General features: G+C 59.8%; 29 protein-coding genes and 1 pseudogene. 12 read left to right on the top strand and 18 right to left on the bottom strand.

The window, feature by feature from the left end; translation table 11 throughout:
• Nucleotides 1–22: 22 nt before the first annotated feature.
• On the bottom strand, nt 23–2362 hold the full coding sequence (locus tag L53_RS01310; protein WP_034810844.1) for a UvrD-helicase domain-containing protein: 2340 nt from the start codon (nt 2360–2362) through the stop codon (nt 23–25).
• Between the two features lie 71 nt (nt 2363–2433).
• Between L53_RS01310 and L53_RS01305 the strand changes: the two genes are divergently transcribed.
• From L53_RS01305 to L53_RS01290, 4 genes and pseudogenes are all read left to right on the top strand, one after another.
• The gene (locus L53_RS01305; RefSeq protein WP_156947774.1) at nt 2434–2781 is read left to right on the top strand and encodes a hypothetical protein; all 348 of its coding nucleotides are present in this window, start codon (nt 2434–2436) and stop codon (nt 2779–2781) included.
• Between the two features lie 68 nt (nt 2782–2849).
• Nucleotides 2850–3026 (top strand): annotated as a pseudogene (locus tag L53_RS17685) (ArsR/SmtB family transcription factor); the annotation flags it as partial.
• A gap of 148 nt (nt 3027–3174) precedes the next feature.
• Nucleotides 3175–3765 (top strand): SRPBCC domain-containing protein, encoded by a 591-nt coding sequence (locus tag L53_RS16075; RefSeq protein WP_051607431.1) that lies wholly within the window; start codon nt 3175–3177, stop codon nt 3763–3765.
• Nucleotides 3758–4309: a DUF5655 domain-containing protein gene (locus tag L53_RS01290; RefSeq protein ID WP_034810836.1), complete on the top strand. Its 552-nt coding sequence runs from the start codon at nt 3758–3760 to the stop codon at nt 4307–4309. The genes L53_RS16075 and L53_RS01290 overlap by 8 nt, the downstream gene beginning before the upstream one ends.
• Before the next feature lie 346 nt (nt 4310–4655).
• On the opposite strand, the gene L53_RS01285 is transcribed toward L53_RS01290, so the two are convergent.
• Complete coding sequence (locus L53_RS01285) at nt 4656–5765, bottom strand: NADH:flavin oxidoreductase (protein WP_034810833.1); 1110 nt, start codon at nt 5763–5765, stop codon at nt 4656–4658.
• A gap of 148 nt (nt 5766–5913) precedes the next feature.
• On the opposite strand from L53_RS01285, the gene L53_RS01280 reads away from it, so the two are divergent.
• On the top strand, nt 5914–6924 hold the full coding sequence (locus L53_RS01280; protein WP_034810821.1) for a hypothetical protein: 1011 nt from the start codon (nt 5914–5916) through the stop codon (nt 6922–6924).
• An 8-nt stretch (nt 6925–6932) separates the two neighbouring features.
• On the opposite strand, the gene L53_RS17495 is transcribed toward L53_RS01280, so the two are convergent.
• From L53_RS17495 to L53_RS01260, 5 genes are all read right to left on the bottom strand, one after another.
• Nucleotides 6933–7055 carry a hypothetical protein gene (locus L53_RS17495; RefSeq protein WP_255341987.1) on the bottom strand — a complete coding sequence of 41 codons (123 nt, stop codon included), beginning with the start codon at nt 7053–7055 and terminating at the stop codon, nt 6933–6935.
• 72 nt (nt 7056–7127) lie between these two features.
• Nucleotides 7128–7322, bottom strand: coding sequence for a DUF4169 family protein (locus tag L53_RS01275; RefSeq protein ID WP_034810818.1), 195 nt, complete (start codon nt 7320–7322; stop codon nt 7128–7130).
• Complete coding sequence (locus L53_RS01270; RefSeq protein WP_034810817.1) at nt 7322–7921, bottom strand: GNAT family N-acetyltransferase; 600 nt, start codon at nt 7919–7921, stop codon at nt 7322–7324. The genes L53_RS01275 and L53_RS01270 overlap by 1 nt, the downstream gene beginning before the upstream one ends.
• Nucleotides 7922–7934: 13 nt before the next feature.
• Entirely contained in the window at nt 7935–8234 is a 300-nt protein-coding gene (locus tag L53_RS01265; protein ID WP_034810816.1) for a hypothetical protein, read from the bottom strand.
• A gap of 73 nt (nt 8235–8307) precedes the next feature.
• A complete protein-coding gene (locus tag L53_RS01260; protein ID WP_084332954.1) occupies nt 8308–9297 on the bottom strand; it encodes an AraC family transcriptional regulator in 990 nt (329 codons plus the stop codon).
• A 155-nt stretch (nt 9298–9452) separates the two neighbouring features.
• Between L53_RS01260 and L53_RS01255 the strand changes: the two genes are divergently transcribed.
• A complete protein-coding gene (locus L53_RS01255; protein WP_198019704.1) occupies nt 9453–10262 on the top strand; it encodes a DUF2306 domain-containing protein in 810 nt (269 codons plus the stop codon).
• On the opposite strand, the gene L53_RS01250 is transcribed toward L53_RS01255, so the two are convergent.
• The 4 genes from L53_RS01250 to fumC all read right to left on the bottom strand — a co-directional run bounded on the left by L53_RS01250 (nt 10259) and on the right by fumC (nt 15037).
• Entirely contained in the window at nt 10259–11062 is an 804-nt protein-coding gene (locus L53_RS01250) for an SDR family oxidoreductase (RefSeq protein ID WP_034811827.1), read from the bottom strand. The genes L53_RS01255 and L53_RS01250 overlap by 4 nt on opposite strands.
• A 91-nt stretch (nt 11063–11153) precedes the next feature.
• Entirely contained in the window at nt 11154–12740 is a 1587-nt protein-coding gene (locus L53_RS01245) for a SulP family inorganic anion transporter (protein ID WP_051607552.1), read from the bottom strand.
• Nucleotides 12741–12894: 154 nt separating this feature from the next.
• Complete coding sequence (locus L53_RS01240) at nt 12895–13632, bottom strand: class I SAM-dependent methyltransferase (protein WP_034810812.1); 738 nt, start codon at nt 13630–13632, stop codon at nt 12895–12897.
• A 16-nt stretch (nt 13633–13648) separates the two neighbouring features.
• Complete coding sequence (gene fumC / locus L53_RS01235) at nt 13649–15037, bottom strand: class II fumarate hydratase (RefSeq protein ID WP_156947811.1); 1389 nt, start codon at nt 15035–15037, stop codon at nt 13649–13651.
• A gap of 197 nt (nt 15038–15234) precedes the next feature.
• On the opposite strand from fumC, the gene L53_RS17095 reads away from it, so the two are divergent.
• Both L53_RS17095 and L53_RS01225 read left to right on the top strand, forming a co-directional pair.
• Entirely contained in the window at nt 15235–15546 is a 312-nt protein-coding gene (locus tag L53_RS17095) for a hypothetical protein (RefSeq protein ID WP_034810808.1), read from the top strand.
• Entirely contained in the window at nt 15543–15905 is a 363-nt protein-coding gene (locus L53_RS01225) for a RusA family crossover junction endodeoxyribonuclease (RefSeq protein ID WP_034810806.1), read from the top strand. The genes L53_RS17095 and L53_RS01225 overlap by 4 nt, the downstream gene beginning before the upstream one ends.
• 4 nt (nt 15906–15909) lie before the next feature.
• Here the strand turns inward: L53_RS01225 and L53_RS01220 are convergent, their stop codons facing one another.
• Nucleotides 15910–16425: a DsrE family protein gene (locus tag L53_RS01220; protein WP_233347463.1), complete on the bottom strand. Its 516-nt coding sequence runs from the start codon at nt 16423–16425 to the stop codon at nt 15910–15912.
• 118 nt (nt 16426–16543) lie between these two features.
• Here L53_RS01220 and hemN point away from each other — a divergent pair, with 118 nt between their 5' ends.
• Both hemN and L53_RS01210 read left to right on the top strand, forming a co-directional pair.
• Entirely contained in the window at nt 16544–17893 is a 1350-nt protein-coding gene (gene hemN, locus L53_RS01215) for an oxygen-independent coproporphyrinogen III oxidase (RefSeq protein WP_034810803.1), read from the top strand.
• A gap of 86 nt (nt 17894–17979) precedes the next feature.
• On the top strand, nt 17980–18177 hold the full coding sequence (locus tag L53_RS01210) for a hypothetical protein (protein ID WP_034810800.1): 198 nt from the start codon (nt 17980–17982) through the stop codon (nt 18175–18177).
• Nucleotides 18178–18197: 20 nt separating this feature from the next.
• Here L53_RS01210 and fghA read toward each other — a convergent pair whose 3' ends face one another.
• On the bottom strand, nt 18198–19040 hold the full coding sequence (gene fghA / locus L53_RS01205; protein WP_034810798.1) for an S-formylglutathione hydrolase: 843 nt from the start codon (nt 19038–19040) through the stop codon (nt 18198–18200).
• Nucleotides 19041–19206: 166 nt separating this feature from the next.
• Between fghA and L53_RS01200 the strand changes: the two genes are divergently transcribed.
• Entirely contained in the window at nt 19207–20298 is a 1092-nt protein-coding gene (locus L53_RS01200; protein ID WP_034810793.1) for a glutathione S-transferase family protein, read from the top strand.
• 5 nt (nt 20299–20303) lie between these two features.
• On the opposite strand, the gene L53_RS01195 is transcribed toward L53_RS01200, so the two are convergent.
• The 5 genes from L53_RS01195 to L53_RS01175 form a co-directional block, all read right to left on the bottom strand.
• Nucleotides 20304–20777 carry a RidA family protein gene (locus L53_RS01195; protein WP_198019702.1) on the bottom strand — a complete coding sequence of 158 codons (474 nt, stop codon included), beginning with the start codon at nt 20775–20777 and terminating at the stop codon, nt 20304–20306.
• Nucleotides 20778–20790: 13 nt separating this feature from the next.
• Nucleotides 20791–21114: a hypothetical protein gene (locus L53_RS16070; RefSeq protein ID WP_051607429.1), complete on the bottom strand. Its 324-nt coding sequence runs from the start codon at nt 21112–21114 to the stop codon at nt 20791–20793.
• Between the two features lie 123 nt (nt 21115–21237).
• Entirely contained in the window at nt 21238–21615 is a 378-nt protein-coding gene (locus tag L53_RS01185) for a VOC family protein (protein ID WP_034810791.1), read from the bottom strand.
• Between the two features lie 78 nt (nt 21616–21693).
• Nucleotides 21694–22224 (bottom strand): DUF1993 domain-containing protein, encoded by a 531-nt coding sequence (locus L53_RS01180; protein ID WP_051607428.1) that lies wholly within the window; start codon nt 22222–22224, stop codon nt 21694–21696.
• Nucleotides 22225–22262: 38 nt separating this feature from the next.
• The gene (locus L53_RS01175; RefSeq protein WP_034810789.1) at nt 22263–23372 is read right to left on the bottom strand and encodes an S-(hydroxymethyl)glutathione dehydrogenase/class III alcohol dehydrogenase; all 1110 of its coding nucleotides are present in this window, start codon (nt 23370–23372) and stop codon (nt 22263–22265) included.
• 93 nt (nt 23373–23465) lie between these two features.
• Between L53_RS01175 and L53_RS01170 the strand changes: the two genes are divergently transcribed.
• Nucleotides 23466–24374, top strand: coding sequence for a LysR family transcriptional regulator (locus L53_RS01170; RefSeq protein WP_051607427.1), 909 nt, complete (start codon nt 23466–23468; stop codon nt 24372–24374).
• Nucleotides 24375–24385: the final 11 nt, after the last annotated feature.

Raw genomic sequence — 24385 nt, 5'->3', positions numbered from 1 at the left:
GAATGGAACGCGCGGTCAACCATCAAACGGGTTGCACGAATGTGGCGATCACCTTCTTCCGTCCGGACTTTTCGAAATCCACGGTCAGCTTGTTGCCTTCCGTATGAGCCACCCGGCCATAGCCGAACTTGTCATGGAAGATACGTGTGCCGACCTTGAAAGTTGCCGGTCCGCCTGAAGTGGCCGACAGGGTCGTGTTGTCTCGCGGCGGGCGCGTGTCGAACCGGCCCGCATTTTCCTTCAGGCGCTGCCAGCCCGGGCTCTTGTAGTTCGAACGTTCGCCAAGGTCTTCGACAGATCCGCTAAATCCGCTCTCGCCTCCGGGCATGCCGGAAAAGCCCGTCTCCGAAATCGCCTCGACATGGTCATGTGGCAACTCATCGACAAAACGGCTCGGCAGCACGCTCTGCCAGCGCCCATAGATCTGGCGGTTTGCGACGAAGGAAATATAGGCGTGCTGACGCGCGCGGGTGATGCCGACATAGGCCAGCCGACGCTCTTCCTCGAGCCCCTTCATGCCGCTTTCATCCAGGCTGCGGCGGGATGGGAAGACTTCCTCTTCCCAGCCGGGCAAGAAGACGACGGGCCATTCCAGCCCTTTGGCGCCGTGCAGGGTCAGGATCTGCACCTGGTCTTCACCGGCCCCGCCGGTCGAAGCGTCCATGACCAGTTCGATATGTTCCAGGAAGCCGGCCAGTGAGTCGAACTCGCTCATCGCGCGGACCAGTTCCTTCAGGTTGTCGAGCCGTGTCTGTGCCTGCGGGCTGCGGTCCTTCTGAAGCATGTCGGTATAGCCGGACTCTTCGAGAATCGTTTCGGCAAGTTCCGTATGCGGCATGCCATTGGCCAATTTGTCTCGCCAGAGATTGATCTGGTCGATGAACTGGTTCAGCCCGCGCTTCGCGCCGCCCTTGATCTCGTCAGTCTGCAGCACCATTGGCGTCAGCACGAACAGGCTGCGGCCATCCTCGCGCGCATAGGATTGCAGCTTGGCGAGCGATGTATTGCCCACGCCGCGCTTCGGCTGGTTCACGACTCGCTCGAACGCAAGATCATCATCCGGCGACCGCACGAGCCGCAAATAGGCCAGCGCATCGCGGATCTCGGCGCGCTCGAAGAAGCGCGGACCTCCGATTACACGGTATGGGATGCCCAGCATGATGAAGCGTTCCTCAAAGGCCCGCATCTGCCACGAAGCGCGCACCAGCACGGCGCAATCCTCATGGCTGCCGCCTTTCGACACCCAACTTTCGATATCATCCGCGATCAGGCGGCTCTCGGCCTCGCCATCCCACAGGCCGCGCACCTTCACCTTGGAGGCGTCAATATCATCAATTGCATTGTCGTCGCCGACATAGAGCGTTTTGCCGAGACGGCTCTTGTTGTGACTGATCACCGAGGAAGCAGCGGCAAGAATATGCTTGGTCGAACGGTAGTTCTTTTCCAGCCGGATCACATGCGCGCCGGGGAAATCCTTCTCGAAGCGGAGGATGTTGTCGACTTCCGCCCCGCGCCAGCCATAGATCGACTGATCGTCATCGCCCACACAGCATATATTCTGCGAGCCCTGCGCCAGAAGGCGCAGCCACAGATACTGCGCAACGTTCGTATCCTGATATTCGTCGACCAAAACATAACGAAACTTGTCGTGATATTCCTTCAACAAATCAGGGTTTTTCTGGAAGATCGTGATGTTGTGGATCAGCAAATCGCCAAAGTCGCACGCATTCAGCACTTTCAGCCGCGCCTGATAAATCTGGTAACAGGTGATGCCCTTGCCGTCAGCGAACTGGTGAGCCTCTTCCGGCGGCACCTTGTCCGGCGTCAGCGCCCGGTTCTTCCAGCCATCAATGAGGCTGGCGAGATAGCGCGGCGTCCAGCGTTTCGGATCAATGTTCTCGGCCTGAATGATCTGTTTGCACAGGCGCACCTGATCATCGGTGTCGATGATGGTGAAAGTCGATTTAAGCCCTGCCAGTTCGGCATGTTTGCGCAAAATCTGCGCGCTGATCGAGTGGAACGTGCCAAGCCAGCGCAGGCCCTCGCCCGCCTCGCCCAGCATGTTCAGCGCCCGCTCGCGCATTTCCCGGGCGGCCTTGTTGGTGAAGGTCACGGTCAGCGTCTGCGACGGCCAGGCCAGCCGCGTGCCGATGATGTGCGCGAGACGCGTGGTCAGCACGCGCGTCTTGCCCGTGCCGGCACCGGCAAGCACCAGCAGAGGGCCTTCGGTCGTCAGCACGGCCTCGCGCTGCTCCGGGTTCAGGCCGTCCAGATACTCCGCCTCGCTCTTGGCAGCGGGCGGTTTGACGGCGGCCATTTGGGAAATGGACAGGCGATTCGGATTAGAACTCATAGCGAACATATAGCACCGAATGCCCCGTTGGGCAGGGTTTGCGGCACAGACGGGTGTTGTGCATGTGCCAGCACCCTGTCATGCTCTTGGAAGTAGAACTTGGAGACCCCAAGATGAAGAAGGCCAGCTTTCTCATAGCCGCTGCCATCGCGTCTTCCCTATTGCCCGCGCAGGCTGATGCGCCGTCCCATCCAACCGCATGCAACGCCGTGGTGGGTGAAGGCGCGGCCAGGGTAGTCGAATGGCTTGAAGATCGCGTGACCGCCCTGCAGCAACTGGAAAATCCTACCGAACAGGATGCCGTATTGCTGAAAGAGTTTGAGACCAATCTGCGGGACTTGAAAGGCGAGCAATTGTCCGGGGAGAACAATGACGGGGCCCGATGCACGCCAACCAAACCCTTCGACAATAGCGACAAGATCAGCTGATCCCCTCTCCTGACCATTGTGAACCAAAGGGTGTTGACTCACACCTTTATATGTAATTTAGTAATTACATGATTACTGATCAGGACATGTCTGCTGTTTTCCACGCACTCGCCCATGAGAGCCGGCGGCAAATCCTCGACATATTGAAAGCCAATCCCGGCTGTCCGGTGGGAGAACTGGCAAAGCATTTCGATGTCAGCCGCATTGCGGTGATGAACCATCTGGCCGTGCTTGAGAAGGCGGGCCTCGTGGTCAGTGAGAAGGACGGCCGCAGCCGTCGGCTCTATCTCAACGCGGCGCCCATCCAGATGATCCAGGATCGTTGGATGAGTGCCTATTCCAGTCAATTCGCGATGCCGCCGAGGCGGCCGCCCGGCAGAAGGAGGACCCTCAATGACTGCCACATCCGCCGACGCGGCCATGATTGCCGACCGCGCCATCTACGAAGTCTTTATCGAAGCGCCCATTCACACTGTCTGGGATACGCTAGTCAAAACCGACGAAGCCCTGCCCTTCTTTTTCGGGGCCGTGTGCGACACGGTCGACGGGCTGAAACCCGGCAAGCCGATGCGCATGATCACGCCCAATCGGAAGTTTGCCTCCGTCGTAGGCGAAGTGCTGGAATTCTCCCCACCTCACCGCTATGCGCACACGCTGAAGTTCACCCAATACGAAGATGCCCCCTGCACGGTCATCTACGAATTGGCCGAGATAGACGGCGGCACCCGGTTCCGCCTGATCACGGAAAACGTGCCCGCCGGTACGAAGACAGAAAAGTCCATGGTGCCTGGAGGCAAGTTCATCACCGAGAATCTCAAGGCGCTGGTCGAGACCGGCAAGCCCAGATTTTCCGGTCGCATGGTGATGATGCTGGGGCCTGTCATGGCCCTGTTCACGCCGGCGCAGTGTCGTCTCGACCACTGGCCCCTTGTCGAGCCGACCCTAGAAATGCCCACCCCGGAAAAGGAGACGCCGCATGGCTAAATCGCCTGAACAAATGCTAGAAAGCATGAAACAGGGCCTGCTGGAAAACACCGGCAAGCCGCTGGATCACTGGACAGACCTCGTCCGCAAGAGCGGGCTGGAAAAATTCGGCGACCAGATGAAACTGCTCAAGACCGAGCACGGCCTGACCCACGGCTATGCCAACCTCGCCTGCCAGGCGGCCAAGGGCCGACTGGATGCAAATGAGGGTGTTATGTTGGCCAACCAGTACAGCGGCAAGGAAAGCCTGCGACCGATCTTTGACGCACTTGCGGCCCATGCTGGCGCTCTTGGCAAAGATGTCGAGGTCGCGCCGAAAAAGACCTCGGTCGCGTTCCGTCGCTCCAAGAACTTTGCCGTGGTAACGCCGGCAACGAAGACACGCGTTGATCTGGGCCTTAACCTCAAGGGGACGCGGGGCACCAACCGTTTGCTGGAGGAAAAGCCCGGCGGCATGTGTACGCACAAAGTTCGGCTCACATCCGTCGCAGACGTCGACGCTGAGCTAAAGGTCTGGTTGGCAGAGGCTTACACCCAGGCCTGATATGCACACCAAAAAAACCCTGCAGGGATGCGTCAGGTGTGCGGGACGCAGCCTTGCAGGGTCGAGCGAGATGCTGGTGTGAAGGCATCTCACTTTGGTACGGGCTTGGCCCGCGTCAGAAGGGGGAAAAGGTCATCCGAACAAGACGGCTATCGCGCAGGTGGCGTCGAAGCGCGGACAAAGTGCGTGTGATGTACGGGTCCCCCACACGCCTTCATCGTCAAATTGTATCGGGATGGCCTAAACTGTCCCCACCATCCAACTGGACCTTGGCGGAATAGCCACCTTCGGCCCAGCTGAATTAACCAAAACCATTCCTGACGATCGGATGCAAGTCCAAATCGACCTAAGATAGCGTTGCCAAACTCGCGGCATCATAATCGTTCAACTCATCAAGGCGACCTTCATGCACCTTGCGGGCCCATGCCGGATCCTGAAGCAGCGCGCGCCCAACCGCAACAAGGTCAAACTCACCGCGCGACAAGCGCTCTTCGAGGTCATCGAGCGACCGTGTCCCCGAACCCTCACCCTGGAAAGCCTTGATGAAATCGCCTGACAGGCCAACCGACCCGACGGTAATGGTGGGCAGGCCAGTCAGCTTCTTGGCCCAACCTGCACCGTTCAGACCGTTTTCGCCATCGACCTCAGGGAATTCGGGTTCCCAGTAGCGGCGCTGGGAGGCGTGCAATACGTCCACGCCGCCATCGACAAACACTTTCAGGAAAGCTTCGAGGTCTTCCGGCGTCGTAGCCAGGCGCGCATCATATTGCTGTTGTTTCCACTGCGAGTAGCGCAGGATGATCGGGAAATCCGGAGAGACACGCTTGCGAATTTCCTTCAGGATATCAGAGGCAAAGCTGGCGCGGTCGACCAGCGATGTGCCGCCAAACTTGTCATCGCGCTTGTTCATGACATCCCAGAAGAACTGGTCGATCAGGTAGCCATGCGCGCCATGCACTTCGACACAGTCAAAACCGAGCTTTTCCGCTTCAGCGGCGGCGTCAGCATATGCGAGCACCATGTCGTCGACTTCAGCTGATGTGGGTGCCTCAATCACAGCTTTACCGGTATGCGTCATGCCCGAAGGGCTGTCGGTCGGCGCGTCCGGATTCGGACCACTGCCTTCCTTGCGCACCATGCCCATATGCCAGATCTGGGGCGCGATCTTGCCACCCTTGGCGTGGACCTTCTCAACCACATTTTTCCAACCAGCCAGGGAGTCCGGCTCATGGAAGTTCGGAACGTTCGGGTCGTTCGATGCCCCACCACGGCGGATTGTGGTGCCTTCGGTCAGGATCAGGCCAACCTCGTTTTCGGCGCGACGCGCATAATAGTCTGCAACATCATTGCCCGGCACGCCGTTCGGCGACTTCGACCGCGTCATCGGGGCCATCACGATGCGGTTAGGCAAGTCGAGGGACTTCATCTTGAAGGGGGTGAACAGTGAACTTGTCATTTAGGGCTCCATCAATGTTGCGAGACAGGTGGCGGCACCCTCCCCCAAGGTCAAGATTTTCCCCTACGCAAAGACAGCCATTGCATGGTTCAGTGTCTGTTCAGTATCTCTCAACGCTACTGACTTGAAACTGTTGAAGGCTCTCCACATGAGACACGCCCTGTTATTCTTCCTGCCCGCTTTGGCCGCTGCCTGTGCCACGCCCGGATATGACTATGAGGCGCGCATGGCGCCCGGCTTTCCTCAGGCCGCAGAATATCGCGATGTCGCCGTGGGCCAGTTCCGCGGGCCAGCCGGGAATGTCGCCGAAGCCGAGTTCGCCGACATGATCGAACAGGTTACGCTGGATGGATCCTACTGGTTCACCTTGCCGTCCGGCGATCCGGACGGAATTTATGAGGGCCGGGTCGACATAGAGTCCTGGGATGCCGAAACGCGCTTTGAACGCGAGAAGCGATGCGTTGAATATGACGGCCTGTTCGATTGCGAGCACCGCGCCATCGTTGAAACGGAATGTCGCGAAGAAACCGTCGAAGTCGTTGTCACCGCCAATCTGGTGGACTATCGCACCAACCGGCTGGTCTTCAGCCAGCAACAACTCGGCGGGGCAAATCGGGAAACATGTGTCGACGTGGCCGAATATGAAGATCGCGGCCATGACCTCGGCGTTTGGCGCGACCCTCACCAGTCCAGCTACGATCCCTACAATGCCCCGATTGGCATGGTGCGGGATGCGACCGTGGAAGCCGTTCGCCGGTTCCGCAATGATATCGCGCCTTACTACCAGACCATGCGCGCCGAAATCATGACGGACGGCCTGACCCCAGAAGCCCAGAACGACCCTCGCTTCGCTGCTGCCGTGAAGGCCACCAAGGACGGGAATTTCATGGGCGCCTGTGCGCAATGGGACGAATTGGGACGGGAATGGACTCATGCGCCAGCCGTGCTCCACAATCTGGGCGCCTGCGCCGAGGCGCGCGGCGACATGGCCACGGCCCAGTTGCGTTATGCCCGCGCCGCCGAATTGGCCCAGTCAATCCCCCTGCTCGAAGACAAACAGGCCAAGCCGATCTTCAGCGCACTGGAGCGCGTTTCGGGCCGCCGCATGGATGATGCCCTGATCAATTCGATCCTCTACCCGGAAGAACCAGCCAGCTGAATGGAAGCCTAAAAGCCAAGCAGCGCGCGGATCGGAATACCGGCTTCAGCCGCGTCTGCCACGATGCCCCAAGTGATTCCGGCCGCAAATGCGATACCGGCCAGCACGAATTTCCCCAGAATGCGACCCATCGGCGTGTCCTCCCGCTTTGAAACAAAGTCGGAAGACACACTGCAAGTCAGAGGCCGGTTAGTAAGACCTGATTAACCATGATCTTCGGGATCATCGTCCCGGCGGTGGGCATCGGTCTCGCGGCGCGCTTTGTCCGCGCGCGCTTGCTCCAGGGATCGATCAGACTTGGTGCGGCCAAATTTCGCGCGGTTTTCCTTGGCCAACTTGTCTTTCTCGGCCTTGGCTTTCGCTTTTCGAAACTTGTTGAGATTGATCGGTTCCGCCATCAGTCCTTCCTCTCGAAACGCGCCAGCCGCGCCTCTAGGCCCTCTTTCACGCCAGGCCATTCGCGGGCCAGGATCGAAAACACCACAGTGGTGCGGACAAAGCCATCTGGCAGGATACGATTGTCGCGCAGAACGCCTTCCTGCACGCCGCCCAGCTTGGTCACTGCTGCACGAGACCGGGCGTTGCGTTCATCCACATTGAAACAGACTCGGATTGCTCCCTGCCCGAAGGCATGGCCGAGCAGCAGGTGCTTGCAAGCGGGATTTGTCGCGCCACCCTGAAATTCGGGCGCATATATCGTCATGCCGACCTCGACATTCTTCGACACTGCATCCGGGTTGAGATAGGCACTCATCCCAGCGAAGTGACCCTCCGGCGTCAGAACGGCAAACGGCACCAGCGTGCCAGCCTCTGCGCGTTTCCGGATCGCTTTCACCCAAACCGAAATCCAGTCGCCCGGCGGATTGAAATACGGCCACGTCGCCAGCCGCTGGCCAGACCGCTCAGCCATGTCCCGCAACGCTTCGACATGCGCGTCAATATCAAACGGAACGATCCGTACGAAACGGTTTTCCAGCGTGACGGGCGCAATCTGCAAACCGGCAAATCCCTTAATCGTCGGAATGCGTTTCGCGCCACTGTTCCATGGCCAGCGAGATGGCAAAGGTTTCGCGATATTTCGGGCTGGAGGCCGGGCGCGGAGCCTTGGCGGCCGTCATCGCCATGATCTCGGCCAGCTTGTTGTGGGCCGCGCCGGACTGGCCTGCGCCGATATAGGCGTGCAGCTCGACCAGCGCAGAAGATAGCGGATCATGCGCTCGGATCACGAAGTACGGCTCGTCCTCGGCCAGCTTGTCCAGGATATCGAACTGGGACGGGTTGGATTTGGATCCGACGGGAGCGTTTGCCATGGAGACGGCCTTTCTTGGCGGGAAGTGATTCTGTGTCGTGCAGTCTAGTCTTCAGCGCGCCAATCGCCAGCCCTCACTGCACCGCCGCTTGCCGGCGATATGCGCTCGGCGTCAGGCCCGTCATCGCCTTGAATGACCTGTTGAATGGGCCCAGCGAGCCAAATCCGCAATCCATCGCAATGGACAGGATAGGCTGATCCTCAAGATCAGGACGGGCAAGCCTGCGCTTCGCCTCGTCTATGCGGTAGGAATTGATCATCTGGTTGAAATTGGCGAAGCCAAGATCGGAAACGATGCATTGGCTGATCTTGTATTCCGGTTCACGCAAACGTTCGGCTACATCGGCGACTTTTATCTGGGGCTCCAGAAACACGTGATCAGTCTCAATCAGACGCACTAGTCGCAAGGCGAGCGCCGGATGTCCTGCCGCTGACTTTTGCCGCTTGGTCTGTGCAAGAGGATGTTGCCTTCGATAGAGCACTGCCGCGCTTGCACCGACCAATGCGAGCGTGGCGGCGACAATCCTGAACTCTTCCTGCCAAACATCGAGTCCGCGCTGGTCGTTCATGAGGGAAACAAAGACGATCGCGGCATAGCCACCCGCAAAGCATAAGCGGAACCGTCGCTCCGCAGATGAGGCCTTCAAGCCATCAATGGCCTCCACGAAAGTCATGAGCAGCATGGCTGACCCAATCAGCCCCTTCATGCTGGCCACCATTCCGACCAGTCTGCCCGCATGCCCTTCCGGGACGACGTAGCTGATCAGGCAGGTCAGATACAGCGTCACGACCACAACGAGCGGCCAGGCTTTTCGCTCGGTCTCCTGCCGGAACAATTCGCGCGACAAAAGCCAGGCCATACCGCAAGGCACGAAACCGATAAGCACCAGCACAATACCGAGCTGGGGGACAATGCCGCCGACGAAATACTCGGCAATGAAAGCACATACCGAAAGCGCAAATGCCGCCCAATATAGGGTCAGCGGAGCAACCGGACCAAATGGCAGGCCTTGCCTGAACATGTCATCGTTCTCGATGCGTATGTGGGCGATCTTCATAAGCATGTCTTCCAGTCGGCCAGCAACTGGGACGAGTTTAGAAGCATATCGGAGTAATATCGACGATTTTCTGCGGAAATCCTCGCCGATTTCCAAATCGGCAAGACGATGTCACCGATCCCAACCACACCTCCCCTGTTTGAAACATGGAAGGATTATCGGTGGCACCCACTTCACAAAATCTCGGAAAATGGAACAAGCTCCTGAGCCGCACAGGCATAGCGTGGTTTTGCATTGCTGCGATCGGCCAACTGGCCTTCATCGCCTTTATCATTGCTCATTATGGCACCCGCACAGCCACGGGAAATTTCGCAGGGTGGAACGACAAGCAACTCATCAAAGGCCATGTTCCGGGAGACGATGCGGGCAATCTGATGTTTGCAAGTCACGTCTTGCTGGCGGCCGCAATGACGCTGACCGGCCTCATACAGCTCATTCCGGCTCTGCGACGGCGGTTCCCAACCCTGCACAGATGGTCTGGCCGCATCTTTTTGGTGCTGGCTTGCACCCTTGCACTGGGTGGGCTCTGGCTGACGTGGGGGCGCGACACATACCTGTCTCTGGTGGGAGCCGCCAGCGTGTCGCTGAACGCCGTGCTGATTCTGGTCTGCGCCGTCTACACAATCCGCTTTGCGTTGGCGCGCCGACTCGCCGACCATCAACGCTGGGCCATGCGCCTGTTCATGGTTGCCAATGGCGTCTGGTTCGTTCGGGTCGGCCTGATGGGCTGGATAATGATCAACCAGTCCCCTCGCTGGATGAACAGCACGATGAGCGGTCCTGCCGACATCATCATCACCTATGGCAGCTACCTGATTCCGCTGGCCGTGCTTGAACTCTATTGTGCCGCCCGCCGGAGTCGCTCCGCCGCCGCAAAGGCGGGAGCCAGTCTGCTTGTCGCAGCGGCCACCGTCTTCACCGCGATCGGCATTTTCGGAGCGTCGACGTTTCTCTGGTTCCCGCAGCTCTAGCTGGACGAGACAATGCCGCCATCGCACGGGACGGTGTGCCCGGTGATATAATTGGAGGCCTTGGATGACAGGAACATGGCGAGGCCGGCAATGTCGGAGGGCTGGCCCACCCGGCCAGACGGATTCTGGTCGCCAATCTTCTGCCAGTCGACGCCTTCGGTTTCGCCTTTGAAGCCGACGCCGGTGGATAACATATAGGTCGGGAATGGGCCCGGCGCGATACCGTTGCAGAGAATATGCTCACCGGCCAGATGCGCGCCCATGAAGCGCGTCAGATGGATGACGGCCGCTTTGGACGTGCCATAGGCAAAGCCGCTCATCGGTGAGGTGTGCATGCCGTCAATCGAGGCGATGTTGATCACGCGGGCCGGAGAGTCCGCGCTTGCCGCCTTGCGCAGCAGCGGCATCAGCTTCTGGGTCAGGAAGAAGAGCCCCTTCACATTGACGTCCATCACCTTGTCCCAGCCATGCTCCGGGAAGTCTTCCAGCTTGGCACCCCAAGCCACACCGGCATTGTTGACCAGAACGTCGACCTTTTCTTCCCGCTCGGCGAGCGTATTCGCGAGATGTTCGATGCCGACCATCTGGCCTACATCGGAAGGAATGGCATAGATCTCGCCACCATATTTCGCTTTCAGGCGCTCAACCGTTTCCTCACAGGCGTCGGCCTTGCGCGAGGAGATGATGACCTTCGCGCCATTGGCTAGAAAGCCTGCCGCGATCATTTCGCCAATGCCGCGCGAGCCGCCCGTAATCACAACGGTCTTGCCGGCCACCGAAAACAAATTGCTGAAATCCATATCCATGCGACTGTTCCTCCAAGTTTCTGATTGGCGTTCCTAGTGGCGGAACTGCCGATCCGAGGCAAGGAGATTACGTCGCAGGGGCGCGTCAGTGCGCTCCGCCGAAGGCACCCGTCTTGACTGAGTAATCCACCGCAATCGCGTATTCAGGATCATCGTCGGAATCGACCATTAGCTGCCCGGCCTTGCTGAGCAACTTGTGGCAATCACGCGAGAGATGGCGCAGCTGCAGGGTCTTCCCGAGGGCCTCATAGCGACGCGCAAGGTCTTCGATTGCTTGCAATGCGGACTGGTCCACAACACGCGAGCGCATGAAATCCACGATCACCACATCTGGGTCGGTTTCCGGATGGAACAGTTCGGCAAAACCATCGGTCGATCCGAAGAAAAGCGGGCCTTCGATCTCGTAGACATGCGCGCCCGGTGTGCGCACGCTGTCACGTTCGATGACGTGGATGCGGCGGGCATTGTTCCACGCATAGGCGAGCGCCGAGACAATCACTCCAACGACCACAGCCGTCGCCAGGTCATAGAAGACGGTGACGATGGTCACCAGTACGATCACGGCGGCGTCCAGCAGCGGGATCCGCGTCATGATGCGCAGGCTGTTCCATGCGAATGTGCCGATCACGACCATGAACATGACGCCGACCAGCGCGGCCAACGGGATCTGTTCGATGAGGCCAGAACCAACGAGAATGAAGGCCAGCAGGAACAGTGCGGCGGCGATGCCTGCGAGGCGCGTACGCCCGCCGGATTTCACATTGATCATCGACTGGCCGATCATGGCGCAGCCGCCCATGCCGCCAAAGAAGCCTGTGATCAGGTTTGCGGTGCCCTGCGCCACGCACTCCTGGCTCGCTCCGCCTCGCTTGCCGGTGATCTCCCCGACAAGATTGAGCGTCAGCAGGCTCTCGATGAGGCCGATAGCTGCGAGAATGACCGCGTAGGGCAGGATGATCTTGAACGTCTCAAATGTCAGCGGCACGCTCGGCATATGGAAACTCGGCAGGCCGCCCTGAATGGAGGCGAGATCGCCCACGCGCGGGACATCAAGGCCGAAGCCGATGACCACGGCGGCGACAATGCCGATCCCGGCCAGTGGCGCAGGAATGATTTTGGTGAATTTCGGCAACAGCCAGATGATCGCCATGGTCAGGCCAACCAGCGCCAGCATGACCGCGAGCGGCCAGCCGCTCATCCATTCCCCGCCGGACATGCCGTGCGCCGACACTTCAGCCGTGCCCGGCACTTGGAACTGGGTCAGCTGCGCCATGAAGATCACGATGGCGAGGCCGTTCACGAAGCCGAGCATCACCGGATGCGGTACGAGGCGGATGAATTTTCCGAACCGGAAAATGCCCGCCGCCAGCTGGAGGATACCCATCAGCACAACAGTCGCGAACAGGTACTCAACGCCATGCTGCGCCACCAGAGAAACCATCACCACGGCCAGAGCGCCGGTCGCGCCCGATATCATGCCCGGACGGCCACCAATCACGGCCGTCACGAGGCCGACAATGAAGGCCGCATACAGCCCGACCAGCGGGTGCACACCGGCCACGAAAGCGAAGGCCACGGCCTCCGGCACGAGCGCCAATGCGACTGTCAGGCCGGACAGCAATTCGATCTTGATCCGGTTCGGCGTGAACTGCGTGAAGCTGGCCTGCGACAGGCCCTGGGCGCCAAGGCGATCTGCGAAGGCTGCAAAAGTCGATTTTACCACGGGATGACACTCTTCGATCTGAGGGCAGGAAGATGTTTGCCGCCGTATGGCGATCTTCCCCCTGCGGCGCAACCGCAGGCGTGAAGAAACTGGCCGGGAGACTTCAGTCTGCCGGTTTCCTGTACAATGAAACGTGCATCCTGCTTTCGGGGGTGAAAGGCTCTCGCTTCCATCCGCCCCAGCGGTGTTCCAGCATCAGGCCGCCCAACTCTGCCATCAGGTCCATTTCCTGCGGCCAGGCATAGCGCATGACCAGCGGCACAAGTTTTGTACCGCCCTCGGTGATACGCACGCGCTGGTATTGGATCACTTGCCGGGTTGGATCATGCATCTTCGCTTCAAACCAAAGGGACTTGAAGCCAATCTGCGTCGTGCGCATGCTCTGATTGTCGTGATACGCGGAAAAATCCGGCACAAAGGTTTCCACCAGAAACCCACCGCCGGGTACCAGCCTGTCAGCAACATGGCGGAAACAGCGCACCTGAGCGTCCTGACTGGTCAGGTTGAACAGCGTGTTGAAGACGAGGAAAGCAAACTCGAAATCGCCGTCTATGGCACAGTCGGCCATATCGCCGATGACGACCGGAATGTCTGCCCCGCCCGGCTTTTCGCGCAGTTTCTCCACCATGGCGGCAGAGCCTTCGATGCCGGATATGGCAAAGCCGCGCTTTGCCAGTGGCAGGGCCATGCGGCCTGTGCCGATTGCCAACTCAAGAATGCGGCCCTTGCCAGCCAGCTCCGCAATCAGGGCGACAGAATCCTCCGTCGTCCCCGGATCATGGAGAGCGTCATAATCATCCGCATTGAGCGCGCCAAACGTCTCGGGATCAAAATCCAGCATGCCCGCTCATAGCATATCAGCCAGGCGAGATCATCTTGGACGGATCGACGATATTGTCGAAATCTTCGCCGGGAATGCCGTCCTTGATCGCTTCCTCGCGAAGCGTCGTCCCGTTCTTGTGGGCCGTCTTGGCGATCTTGGCCGCGCGGTCGTAACCATATTTTTCCTTCAGCGGCGTCACCAACATGAGGGAATTCTCGAGGCCGCGCTGGATATTCTCCAGCCGTGGCTCGATTCCCACAACGCAATTCTCCGTGAAGCTCACCGCCGCATCGGCAAGCAGGCGCACCGACTGGAGGAAGTTGTAGGCCATCATCGGGTTGAACACGTTCAGCTCGAAATGGCCCTGACTGTCGGCAAAGCCGATGGCGGCATTGTTGCCATGAATGTGCGCGCAAACCTGGGTCAGCGCTTCGCACTGGGTCGGGTTGACCTTGCCCGGCATGATCGAGCTGCCCGGCTCGTTTTCCGGCAGGGCCAGTTCGCCAAGGCCGGAACGCGGGCCGGACCCGAGGAAACGAATATCATTGGCGATCTTGAAGCAGGACATGGCGACCGTCGTGATTGCGCCATGCGTGAACACCATCGCGTCATGGGCGGCGAGCGCTTCGAACTTGTTCGGCGCGGTGGTGAATTTCAGGCCGGTAATGCCAGCGATCTTCTCGGCGACCTTTTCTGCAAATCCGACCGGCGAGGCGAGGCCCGTGCCGACGGCCGTGCCGCCTTGCGCGAGTTCCATCAGCTTTGGCAGGGTCAACTCGATCCGCTCGATGCCGTTCTTCAGCTGCTGGGCATAGCCGGAGAATTCCTGGCCGAGCGTGACCGGCGTGGCGTCTTGCGTATGCGTGCGGCCAATCTTGATGATGTCAGCCCACTCCTTGGCTTTGGAATCGAGCGCATTGTGCAAGACCTGCAGCGCCGGAATCAGGCGATGAACGACTTCCTCGGCGCATGCAATGTGCATCGCGGTGGGGAATGTGTCGTTTGACGACTGGGACATGTTCACATGGTCATTCGGGTGAACCGGCTTCTTGGAGCCTTTTTCACCGCCAAGGATTTCGATCGAGCGGTTCGAGATGACTTCGTTCGAGTTCATGTTCGACTGCGTGCCCGAGCCGGTCTGCCAGACGACGAGCGGGAAATGATCGTTCAGCTTGCCGTCAATGACTTCTTCGGCGGCCTGTACGATGAACTTGCCCAGGTCCGGGTCCATCTTGCCGAGGTCCATATTGGCTTCGGCGGCGGCCTTCTTGACGATGCCAAGGGCACGGATGATTGGCTCTGGCTGTTTTTCCCAGCCGATCTTGAAGTTTCCAAGGCTGCGCTGAGCCTGCGCGCCCCAATAGGCGTCATCAGAGACCTCAATAGGGCCCATCGTGTCGGTTTCGGTGCGCGTCGTCATGATCTCGTATCCTCTTGCGTGGAGAGCTTTCGCGCCGGGTTTAGCCAAGTGGGCGCACAAGACAAGGTGCATCCCGGTCGCGGGCCGGATCGGTCGCAGTTCGTCGTACCGATTCACGGCTTGCCTGCGACGGCCCCGCCCGCCTAGATTATTGTTCAACCGGGTCGGTCAGAGCCCATAAACAAGAGACGGGTTACCCATTGAACGCATTCGCCCACGCCCTGACGCAACCGGCCACGCTCTTTCTGGTCGTGATTGCGTTTTTCCTCGGTTTTCTCGTGCGCGGCATCGGGCTTAACTCCTTGTCGCCACCCCTCATGACCGAGACCCAGATCGAAGAAGCCCTTTCGAAAGTCACCAAGGCCAAGTGGGCCGAGATCGACCGGGCAACCGACGACCGCAAGAAAATCCTTGCTATCAAACTGCTGCGCGAACAAACGGGTCTCGGCCTGAAGGCCTCGAAGGAAGCCGTGGAGGCACGCATGCAATCACGTCATCGGATGCGGGGATGAGCCTTGCCGAATGGGTTTCCGCCGGAAAGGTGCGCGCGCGCATCACCGATGAAGGCGCGTTGGAAGTACGCTGTCACGGACTGACGACGCAGGCGAAATACTACAAAACCTTGCTCAAGGAATTCTTCCGGAAGGAGTTCCCACCCCTGCGGCCCGGCTATGGGGATTACTCAGTCCACATCATGATGGAATATACCGGCGATGCGCCATGGATGGACCTCGACAATCTCGCCAAGGCGCTGCTCGACAGCCTGACCGGCAATGTCTTCGAGGACGACCACCAAGTCGCCCGCCTGCTGGTCGAGCGGCGCGTGGGAGAACGCGAAGGCATCTGGCTGAAAGCCGAAGCGCTGGACTGACCCGTCAGAACGGGTTCAGCGTGTAGCCATCCTGTTGCAGTTTCGCGTGCGCGGTCATCGCCGAAAGCGCGATTTCGACACCCGGCAGCAAATCTGATTTCTCGATGTCACGATAGGCCGCAGTCTGGCCACACAGAATAATCCGGACCCGGTGCTTGATAAGCGCGGCCACCAAAGGCGCATTCGCATTACCCTCTCCTACCACGAGGTCCGCCGAGGCTCCGCCATGCACAACCACCGCCAGCTTGATGTTGGCAGCAGGGATACCGACCGCCTCGTGCATGTTCAGGAAACGCGCTGCGCTTTCCAATGTCCGGTTCACCTTGCCCGGCTCAGCAGGCGCCGCGGTGTCGAATGCGATCTTGAACACGGCGTCCTTCGACAGCCGCTCGGCGTCCGGCACACTTGCCACTTTCCCGAATGCAGGGATCGCCATACCGGGTTTGAAATCATCAGGACCCGCCAGCGCAGGCGCAACCAGCAGCAAAGCCGCGGTAGCGGAAAGGATTGATCGTATCATGGACATCTCCTCTGAGTGCCACTGACCCTAGGCGGTGGCGCCAGCGACGTCGAGCCGCATTTGATGTACGGGCTTTTGCGTAGTCACCGGGCCGCCCACCATTGCTAGGAACATCGCCATGAAACAGGCATGGATTCCCTTAGCGTCGCGCCCCGTCCCGCGCTATACAAGCTATCCCACGGCGGCTGATTTCACGCCGCAGGTGGCGGAGACGGAGGCCGAGATCTGGGCCAGCCAGACTGCGTCGGACAAACCGATCTCGGTCTATATCCACGTGCCGTTCTGCGAGAAGCTTTGCTTCTATTGCGGATGCGCGACCAGCGTGCCGAATGGTTATACGCGCATCGCCGCCTACCTGGAGACATTACATCGCGAAATCGACCTCTGGGCCAAGGCGCTGGGGACCCATGCCGGTATGGCTCACCTGCATTTCGGGGGCGGCTCTCCCAATGCGCTGTCTGCCGAGGACTTCAAAGACCTTATCGCGCACGCCTGCCGGGCCTTCGGTCTTCGCCCCGGCGCGGAGATCGCCGTCGAGATCGATCCGCGTAGCCTGACCCCGGATTTCATCCATGCCATGGCTGCGTCAGGCGTCAATCGCGTCAGCTTCGGGGTCCAGACCCTCTCCCCCACCGTGCAGCAAGCCGTGGGCCGGATCCAACCGAAAGTCCTCCTCAGCGAGGGTATCGCCCGACTGCATGAAGCAGGCATCGGCGCGATCAACATGGACCTCATGTACGGCCTGCCGCACCAGACCTTCACCGACGTCGAGGAGGCCGCACACTTCGCCGCCGAGATGGGCGCCGCCCGCATCTCCCTGTTCGGCTATGCGCATGTGCCATGGTTTGCCAAGCACCAGGCCGCCATCGACGAAGATGCCCTGCCCGGCCTTGAAGCCCGCTTTGAACAGGCCGAGGCGGGCGCACGCACGCTGGAACTGGCAGGCTACCAGGTCATCGGCCTCGATCATTTCGCCCGCGCTGACGACTCGCTCACCCAAGCCGCCCGAACCGGTGCGCTTCACCGTAATTTCCAGGGTTATACGGACGATCCGTGCGACACGCTGGTCGGCATAGGCAGCACGGCAATCTCCCAGTTTTCAGGCGGTTACATCCAGAACTTCAAGGAGCGCATGGCATGGCGCGCAGCGATTGAAGCGGGTCGCCTGCCGGTCGAGCGCGGTGTCGCCCTGACTGAGGATGACCGTCTGCGCGCCCGCGCCATCGAGACGCTGATGTGCCAGATGGAAGTGGATTTGGACGCGCTCTGCCGCGAAATGGGCGCTGCTCCCGACAGCCTCGCCGACGCGCTGGAAACTGCCCGCTTTCTCCAGTCCGCAGGCCTTTGCCGGATCGACGGCAGCACTATCCAAGTACCACCAGACGCACGCCTTTTCCTGCGCACGGTCGCCCAGTGTCTTGATGGTCGCTACAAGCCCGCGCCGCGGCGCCATGCCAAGGCAGTCTAATCCCGCGCGTTTGGACATACGGCATCCCTTGCAGATACTCGATCTGGTGTTACACGCAGGCTCTACAATCCGGAGCGTGAAATCCCATGGCTGAATTCCTGGTCCTGCATCAGAAAAATAATAACAAGGTGCGCGTCGTGAATATCGAGCATGTACGCATGCTGCGGCCCCATGACGAAGCTGGCACGTGGCTGGAATTTGGTGGCGACAGCGAAATATCCAGCCTCCTGGTTCGGGAAGATCTGGATGACCTGATCACTTTTCTGGAAGCTGAACAGGTTTAGCCAGAGACGCTCTACGTCGCCTAAGCGCCCAGCGCCCGCGCATGATGGGCAATATGCTCATCCATATAGGTCGCGATGAAATAGTAATCGTGGCCGTAGCCATCGCGCATATTGTAATCCAGCCGCTGGCCATGCTTTGCGCAGGCGTCGGTGAAGATTTCCGGCTTCAGTTCGCGCTCCAGAAATGTGTCGGCCGTGCCGGTATCCACGAGGATCGTCGCCTTGGTCTGGCGCTCCTTGACGAGTTCGGTCGCATCATACTGCTCCCATGCCACGGAAGGTTCGCCGAGATAGGCGGTGAAGGCCTTCTGGCCCCACGGAACCTGCGCCGGGCTTGTGATCGGGCTGAACGCCGAACAGGATTTGTATATTTTCGGATGCTTCAGGTGCAGCGTGATCGCGCCATGGCCGCCCATGGAATGGCCGAAGATGCCTTGCCGGTCCATGTCCGCATAGGGGAAGTGTTCCGCGATCACTTTCGGAAGTTCATCCGTGATGTACTGGTCCATCTTGTAGTGCTTCGCCCACGGCTCTTGCGTGGCCGTCAGGTAGAAGCCGGCGCCTTGCCCCAGATCATAGGAATCATCATCCGGCACGTCATCGCCGCGCGGGCTCGTATCCGGCGCGATGATCATGATGCCATGCTTGGAGGCAGCGCGTTGCAGCCCCGATTTCTCCATCACATTCGCCCAGCTGCAGGTCAGGCCGGAGAGATACCACAGCACCGGCACCTTTTCCGGATTCGCCTGTGACGGCGTGTAGACCGCGAACCGCATCGTGCAGTTCTGCAGCGCGCTGTCATGGTCATGCACGGACAGCATGCCGCCAAAGGATTGCCATGCGGATACCTGAGTGAGGGTCATGTGCTGAGGTCCTGTCCATTCGAGTGAAAGTAACCTCACTGATGTGGCCCGGTTGAGCCTGCAGGACAAGGCCCCGCCGCGCACATGGTCGCCCGAGGTCAGCCTTGCCAGCCTCGCCCCGCTAGCCCAAAACAGGGCCCAGCCCACCAAAGCCTTCGGAGGATCTATGCCCGGCTATACATTGTACGGCGCCGACGTCAGCTATTACACGGGCAAAGCGCGCGCTTATCTCGACTGGCGCGGCGTCGACTATACCGAAGAAGTCGCAACCCAGCAGGTCTATCGCGACATCATCCTGCCGACTGTCGGCTGGCCCGTGATCCCGGTGATGAAGACGCCGGACGGCGAGATTGTCCAGGACACGACCGACATCATCGAACACATCGAAGCCGCCGAAGGCCTCTCCCCGCCTGCGATCCCGGACGGCCCGATGCAGGCCTTTGTCGCCCAGCTGCTGCAACTCTATGCCGATGAGTGGCTGGTCATTCCCGCCATGCACTATCGCTGGAACTATAATGAAGACTGGGCCTATCAGGAATTCGGGGCAATCTCGGCCCCGGACCGCCCGGCGCCAGAGCAATACGAGATCGGCAAGCGCAATGGCGAACGTTTCAAGGGCGCTCTGCCGCCGCTTGGCGTTTCCCCGACCACTGCGCCCGCCATCGAGCAGAGCTATGAGGCATTCCTCCGCGAATTCTCTGCGCATCTGGAAGTGCACCCGTATGCGCTGGGCGGCCGCGCCACGCTGGCGGACTTCGCGCTCTATGGCCCGCTCTATGCACACCTGTACCGAGACCCCGCCTCCGGCGATTTGATGCGGCGCTATGCGCCCAAGGTCGCCGACTGGGTCGAACGCGTGAAGGCGGGCTCCCCGCCTCAGGGCGACCTGCCCGCCAATGAGGAAATCCCCGTTACGCTGGTGCCCATCCTCGCCCGCCAGATGCGCGAGCAGTTCCCGGCCCTGCACCAGACCGCGCAACTCTTCGCCAACTGGGCCGAGACCGCTTCCCCCGGCACACATGTGCCGCGCGCGGTCGGCCAGATCGAGATCGACATTGAGGATACGCAAGGTCCAGCCGCTGCGCGCACCTTCCCGCTATGGCGTTTGCAGGCAGCGCTCGACGCCTATGCGGCGCTTGACGGCGACGCCCTCGCCCGCGCCGATGATCTGCTGGAACGTGTTCGCGGCAGCGCGCTAAAAGAGTTCAGCTTGCCGGCCCGGCTTGCGCGCGCAGACTATCGCCTCGCACTCGCCTGATAGGGTCAGGGCGTGACGGCGAGACACTCGATCTCGACCTCTGCCCCAAGAGCCAGACCATTGACACCAAAGGTCGACCGCGCCGGTTTGGGGTCCGGCAGCGCTGCGTCATAAGCTGCATTCATTGCGCCATAAGCCGCCATGTCGTCCAGGAAAACTGAACATTTTACCACATCAGAAAGGTCGGCATCGAACTCGGCAAGGGTCCGTTCGATATTCGCAAAGATCATGCTGGTTTCAGGGCCTACGCCTCCGGACGCGAGTTCATTCGTTGCCGGATCAATGCCCAGTTCTCCGGAAAGATAGATTACGTCGCCGACACGCACTGCCTTGGAAAAGGGCAGATCCGTTCCCGCTTTGGTGATGCCGGCAAAATGGGAAACTTCGGGCGAGGTGTTCACCTGAATGTCCTGAACATCCATAGCGACGCAGCCACTCAACAGCATGGCCGCCGCGCTCACCCCCAAAATTCTCATCATGTCCGCCTTCCCCTCAGTGAATCCATTTTGGCTCTTCGCCCTCGATCCCATCCTCCTCGTCATCGTCAAGGTCTGAATAGGTCGTGAACTGAACATCGTATCCGAAGGGCTGGTCTTCCGCTGGCACGTCCGGCTCGGTCACATAGACCTGCAACTCGCCGTCCATCTTGAAGCCAAGCCGCTTGCCGATGACAGAAATCATGTCCGCGGCCTGTTCCGGGTCGGTTGCCCAGACCTTCATGCCCATGATGCACGGACCGATCTCGGTCTCGTAATCGGCGTTCGGCTCGAACACCTGCCCGTCCGCAATCAGCGTATAGTGAGTAAACTCCGTCATGGAGAAATCATTACCCGCTTTGCAGCCAAGGTCGAGCCCGTGGGGCCAATTTCCGGGGGCTGGCGCGCACAAAAAAGGGCGACGCGTACAGCGCCGCCCTCCAAAGTTGACGTGCGTCCCACGCTAGCCGCGCAACATGGTGCAGATCTTGTTGCCGTCCGGATCGCGCAGATAGGCGAGATAGAGCTTCATGCCGCCGCCTTCTCGCCAGCCCGGTGGGTCTTCGATGGCCTTGCCGCCTGCCTCGATCCCGGCCTTGTGCCAGGCATCGGCCTGTTCGGTGCTGTCGACCGCGAAACCGATCGTGCCGCCATTGGCATGACAGGCTGACTCGCCATCAATCGGCGGCGTGACAAGGAATGTTCCGCCATTGTGGAGATAGATCAGTCGCCCCTTCGGATCGACAATCGCCTCGCGCCCGCCCAGCGACTTGAAAAGCGCGTCGTAGAATTTCTTTGATTTTTCCAGATCGTTCGTGCCGACCATGACGTGACTGAACATGTGTTTCCTCCTTGTGGATCGGGAATTTGTGCCTCAGCCGCCGAAACAGCGCCAGAGGGATTTCGGCCTCCCCCCGCGTCAGCTTGCCATAGCCGCCGCCAGCAGCGGACGCAGATGGCTCAAATAGTCTGCTTTGCCGATGGCCAGACCTTCGGCCCGCAGGATGTCGTAGGCGGTGACGAGATGGAAATAGAAGTTCGGCGTCAGCCATTCGTCGATATAGTCTTGGCCGGTCATGGAAAGCGTCGGCATGCTTGGCAGTTCGAGAGAGGTCTTCGCCTCGGCGAAGCTTTCCTTCGTGTCGGTCTGCGCCTCGATCCGGGAAATCGTCTCGGCCACAAGGGCTTTCAGGTCCGCGAAGCTCGCCGTATCAACCTCGAACTCTTTCACAGGCGTGTCGTTTAGCTTGCCCAGAAGTAATTCTGCCTGACGGCACGTGAACCATATCTGGTTCGGCAGAGGCAGCATGTCTTCCGCCAGCCGCGCCGTCAGCAGGGCTGTCTTCGCCGCGTCGTCCGGAAACAGCTCCGCCTGGGCCCGGCCAAGAATATTCTGCAGCGTGATCAGGCGCGTGCGATAGATGTCGAGATTGCGTTTTACGATGGTCATTGGATAGTTCCTCCCCGGTCACTCTGAACGTGTCCGCCCTAGTCGTAAACCACCACGCTCCGGATGCTCTCGCCCGCATGCATCAGGTCGAACGCGTCATTGATCTTGTCCAGCTTCATGACGTGGGTGATCATCGGGTCGATCTGGATCTTGCCGTTCATGTACCAGTCGACGATCTTGGGCACGTCGGTGCGCCCCTTGGCGCCACCGAAGGCCGTGCCGCGCCAGTTGCGTCCCGTTACCAGCTGGAAGGGCCGTGTACTGATTTCCTTGCCGGCCTCGGCCACGCCGATAATGATCGAGGTGCCCCAGCCGCGATGACAGCATTCCAGCGCCTGGCGCATCACGTCCGTATTGCCGGTACAGTCGAAGGAATAGTCCGCACCGCCATCGGTCAGCTCGACGAGGTGCGCGACCACATCAGCGGTCTCCTTCGGATTGACGAAATGCGTCATCCCGAATTTCTCGCCCCATTCCTTCTTGGAGTTGTTGATGTCGACGCCGATGATCTTGTCGGCGCCCGCCATCTTCGCGCCCTGCAGCACGTTGAGACCAATGCCGCCAAGGCCGAACACGACGACATTGTCGCCGACCTGCACCTTGGCCGTATTGGTCACCGCGCCAACACCTGTGGTCACGCCGCAGCCGACATAGCAGGCCTTGTCGAACGGCGCGTCGGTGCGGATTTTCGCAACCGCGATTTCCGGCAGGACCGTGAAGTTCGAAAACGTCGAACAGCCCATATAATGATAGATCGTCTTGCCCTTGTAGCTGAACCGGCTCGTCCCATCAGGCATCAAGCCCTTGCCCTGCGTCGCGCGGATCGCGGTGCAGAGATTGGTCTTGCCTGAGAGACAGCTTTTGCACTGGCGGCATTCGGGCGTGTAGAGCGGGATGACATGGTCGCCCGGCTGCACGCTGGTCACGCCCGCGCCGACTTCGCGTATAATGCCTGCGCCCTCATGGCCAAGCACGCTCGGGAAGAGGCCCTCACTGTCGAGCCCGTCCAGCGTGTAGGCATCGGTATGGCAGATGCCAGTCGCCATGATCTCGACCAGGACTTCCCCGGCCTTCGGGCCTTCCAGATCCAGTTCGACGATTTCCAGCGGTTTCTTGGCTTCAAAGGCGACAGCGGCGCGAGTCTTCATGAGGGAGCTCCATAATGTTTGGGTGCCATACTACTCTTGCGCTCTGCGCGATAAAGTACGTAATTCGCAATTCATTGTTGCAGGACTGGGATAATGCAAACGGATTGGGATGGTATTGAGGAGTTCGTGGCTGTTGCTACGTGCATGGGCTTCAAGCCCGCGGCGGAAATGTTGAATGTCTCAACCTCGCATGTGAGCCGCGCCGTTACCAGACTGGAAAACGCCATTGGCGCGCCGCTATTCTACCGGACGACCCGCAAGGTCTCGCTGACAGATACGGGCCGCACCGTGCTCAGCCATTGCCAACAACTCATCGAGTCGCGTGACGAGCTATATGCCGTCGTGGGCGGCACCAATGAACCGCAGGGAGAGATCAAGATCACCTGCCCCACATCTCTGGGCGAACGCTACATCTCGCCCATCGTCCGGGAATTCAGCCAGGACTATCCGAAAGTGGAGATTACGCTCGACCTCTCCAACCGGCTGGTCGACCTGATCGCAGAGGGCGTCGATCTTGCGATCCGTACCGGCATGCTGGAGGATTCCCGCCTGATCAGTTCGCGGGTCGCCAGTCGACAATTTTTGGTTTGCGCATCCCCTGCCTATCTGGACGCCCACGGCACGCCCGAACGCCTTGACGACCTGAAAATACATAATTGCCTGACAGGCTCCTCCAGCACATGGCGCTTTCGGCAGGGCGGCCAGCATGAAACCCTCCGCCCACGGGGAAATTGGCGCTCAAATTCCGGCGCATCCGTGCTGGACGGCTTGCTCGCAGGCAAAGGGATTGGACAGCTACCACTTTTTTATGTCGCGCCGTATCTCGAGAACGGGCGACTGGTCGAACTGTTCAGGGAATTCCGGCCCGAGCCAGAACCCATCTGGGCGGTCTATCCCCAAGCCCGTCACCTTCAGCCCAAGGTGCACTTGCTGGTAGATCGCATCCGTGCGCAATTGCAGCCCGCGTTCGAAGTGGGCATCCAGCATCACCTGCGAGGATAACCCGGTCTCCC

It is taken from the genome of Hyphomonas sp. L-53-1-40 (assembly GCF_000682775.1).
Taxonomy (GTDB): domain Bacteria; phylum Pseudomonadota; class Alphaproteobacteria; order Caulobacterales; family Hyphomonadaceae; genus Hyphomonas.
This window is presented reverse-complemented; position numbering and strand designations above follow the sequence as displayed.